Here is a 1,894-nt window from a genome sequence, read left to right as displayed (position 1 = left end):
GAGGGATTGCCCCCGTGTGGGGGCAATCCCTCACAAAACTCCCTCTTAAATGGCGAGAACCGAAAGAGCGGCCCTCCTCGAAAGGAGGGCCGCCTGCGTTCACGGCCGCGAGGGCCGCGGCTCACTTCTCCGGGAGCACGGCCTCGGCCTCCTCAGCGGCCTGCTGTTCGGTCTTGCCTGCGTCCAGGGCCGCCTTGTAGACTTGGTCGCTCTTCGCGAGGAGCTCTTCTCGGCTTTCGGACATCGCGCCCTCCTTTGGTTTGCGAAAAAACCTGCACCTTTCGTGCCGCAGGTCGAAGGAGACCGTCCGTGCTTGCCCGACCTCCGCACGCACGTTCGTGGCAGGCGTCGGCGGTTACATCCCAGCCGCGCCATCAGACGCCTGTCATGAGAGAGAGTTTTGTAAGCGTTCACGCCGGTTCGTGCCGAACAATCCGGGTTCGGAGGGACCGGCACCCACGCCGCACGCCCGTAGGGCGTGCCGGAGCGGGCGGCCTGCGGCGACGCGTGCGCCGTGGCCATGACCAGGGCGGCGCGGATCTACCTCCACGCTCGACAGGAGCGGGACAAGGAGATCGCCGCGACGCTGGGCAAGATGGTCCGGCGCGAACTCAAGCGCTCCCAGAAGCCGCAGAAGCCCGGTGACGCGAGCGGTGGGAAGCCTGACGAGCGATCGGGCACGCAACGGGCACGGAAGCGACGAAAAGCCTCTTGACGAGAGAAGCCCCAGCGCCTGGAATTCATGTCCTGGCCTGGGGCTTCGTGCTGTGGAGCGGGTGACGGGAATCGAACCCGCGCTACCAGCTTGGGAAACGTACGGATCTGGGCCGTCATGGGCGCTGACGTGCGTAGTCCCTTGGTCGCGGGTGACCGCTGTTGACCCTTGTTCACCGGGGCTAATGGCACGCTAATGGCACGGCCGTGCGCTGCCAGAAGGCCATGACCAGCTCCTGGCCGGCCCCACGGCTACTCGTAGATCAAGGCGGCCGAGAGGACATAGGCGAAGTACGACCAGCTCAGGCCGCCGCTGGCGGGTGGCTGCGCATCGATCTTGGCGGCAAGCGCCTCAAGGAACCGGTCAAGGCTGTCGTTCTCTACCTTTACGCCGCCCTCGATCGCGAGTTGCAACCGCGTCACGTATGCGACCAGCTCGTCGCGCGAGCTGATGGCGGCGGCATCGCGAGGCAGTGGAAGCTCATGGGATCGCATCAGGTCACTATGCCGGGCGCCGCGGACGGTTCCGCCCGCCTGGTCATCCCGTGTGCCGTCGTCCCACCCGTAGGGGAAGCGGACCAGGCCCCAGGGGTGCAAGGTGCAGCGCCCCACCGGACGAACGACCTTGCACCCCTGGGGCCTGGTCTGCTCGGCTTGTCCTGGGACGACGGCGCACGGGATGACCAGGCTTCCACCTCAACCACCCACCCAGGCCGGCCGCGCAGCTTGGCGGCCATCCCGGAACCGGAGGCCCCCGCCGGAGGCGTGGCCTTTTTTACTCGGGGAGTTTCAGGCCGTGTTCTGCGAACTGGCGGCGAGCCAGGCGTATGCAGTCCTCAGGAGAGTTGGCGTCGACGCGGATGGGCTGATCTCCCAATGGCCCGCCGCTGGCGAAGAACGTCCACGGACGGCGGCCATCACGGCCGGGGTCGACGCGAATGAAGGCACCGATGCCGTGGTGCAGTAGCCAGTCCAGAGCGGAGATAGGATCCACGCGCTGACGGTACTGCGAGGAGCGGGATCGGTGAGTGTTCGATCGCGAGGCCGCCCGATCGGCACGGCCGGAGGGACCGGCGCCCACGCCGCACGCCCGTAGGGCGTGCCGGAGCGGGCGGCCCTGCGGGGGGGGGGGGGGGCGGCGCCGGGTTGGAGTTCAGGAGAGATCAGCCAAGATTGAGGG

Annotated in this window: 3 protein-coding genes; all 3 read right to left on the bottom strand. The window is 67.6% G+C overall.

What is annotated here, in order from left to right; translation table 11 throughout:
• Positions 1-121: 121 nt before the first annotated feature.
• The 3 genes from AB0K82_RS32905 to AB0K82_RS32895 all read right to left on the bottom strand — a co-directional run bounded on the left by AB0K82_RS32905 (position 122) and on the right by AB0K82_RS32895 (position 1,708).
• Complete coding sequence (locus AB0K82_RS32905; protein WP_364404554.1) at positions 122-244, bottom strand: hypothetical protein; 123 nt, start codon at positions 242-244, stop codon at positions 122-124.
• Positions 245-966: 722 nt separating this feature from the next.
• Positions 967-1,209 (bottom strand): hypothetical protein, encoded by a 243-nt coding sequence (locus tag AB0K82_RS32900; RefSeq protein ID WP_364404552.1) that lies wholly within the window; start codon positions 1,207-1,209, stop codon positions 967-969.
• 280 nt (positions 1,210-1,489) lie between these two features.
• A complete protein-coding gene (locus AB0K82_RS32895) occupies positions 1,490-1,708 on the bottom strand; it encodes a hypothetical protein (RefSeq protein ID WP_364404550.1) in 219 nt (72 codons plus the stop codon).
• Positions 1,709-1,894 lie beyond the last annotated feature (186 nt).

Origin of the sequence: Actinoallomurus sp. NPDC052274, from assembly GCF_040679475.1 — a bacterium.
Classification (GTDB): domain Bacteria; phylum Actinomycetota; class Actinomycetes; order Streptosporangiales; family Streptosporangiaceae; genus Actinoallomurus; species Actinoallomurus liliacearum.
The sequence above is the reverse complement of the archived record's forward strand: the minus strand, read 5'-3'. Positions and strand labels throughout refer to the sequence as shown.

Coding starts and splice junctions, on each gene's coding strand:
- AB0K82_RS32905 (WP_364404554.1), bottom strand. CDS start 244: ATGTCCGAAAGCCGAGAAGAGCTCCTCGCGAAGAGCGACCAAGTCTAC.
- AB0K82_RS32900 (WP_364404552.1), bottom strand. CDS start 1,209: ATGCGATCCCATGAGCTTCCACTGCCTCGCGATGCCGCCGCCATCAGC.